General features: G+C 65.2%; 1 protein-coding gene. It reads right to left on the bottom strand.

Annotated features, from left to right (window positions below):
• The coding region (locus HMPREF3098_RS08665; RefSeq protein WP_371440978.1) for a transposase at positions 1–503 on the bottom strand (503 nt) is incomplete at both ends.

Genomic DNA, 503 nt, shown 5'->3' with positions numbered 1-503 from the left:
CGCTGCGATGATGTCCTGATACACCCAGTGGGTGACGTCGACCGCGGTGTGCCGCTCGTCAGCGAACACCGCGTCCAGCTTCGCTTTCTGCTTGTCGGTCAACAGTCCCATCCGGGTCAACAAGATCCGACGCACCCCGTACAGAAGATCCCCTGACCTGCCGCGATGCCCGCACGTGTCCTGCTGGATCCGTTGCCGGGTCACAGTGAGCTTGTCAGCGGCCAGATGCACCACATGGAACGGATCCATCACCTTCCTCGCTGTGGGCAGCTGCTCGGTGGTGGCGGTGTGGTAACCGGCGAACCCATCCATCGCCACGACTTTCACCCGGTCACGGAAGGACTTCTCCCGGGCGGCGAGCCAGCGACGCAACACCTCAGCGGACCGGCCCGGCACCATGTCCAGCAGCCGGGCAGGCCCGGTGCCATCCACGTTGGGGGTCAGATCGACGATGACGGTGACGAAGCCGGGGTGCCGTCGCCGCGGCGGTGTTTCCACTTGTG

It is taken from the genome of Corynebacterium sp. HMSC28B08 (assembly GCF_001806865.1).
In the GTDB taxonomy this organism is placed as follows: Bacteria; Actinomycetota; Actinomycetes; order Mycobacteriales; family Mycobacteriaceae; genus Corynebacterium; species Corynebacterium auriscanis.
Note: the sequence above shows the minus strand (reverse complement) of the source record. Positions and strands in the feature narration are given on the sequence as shown.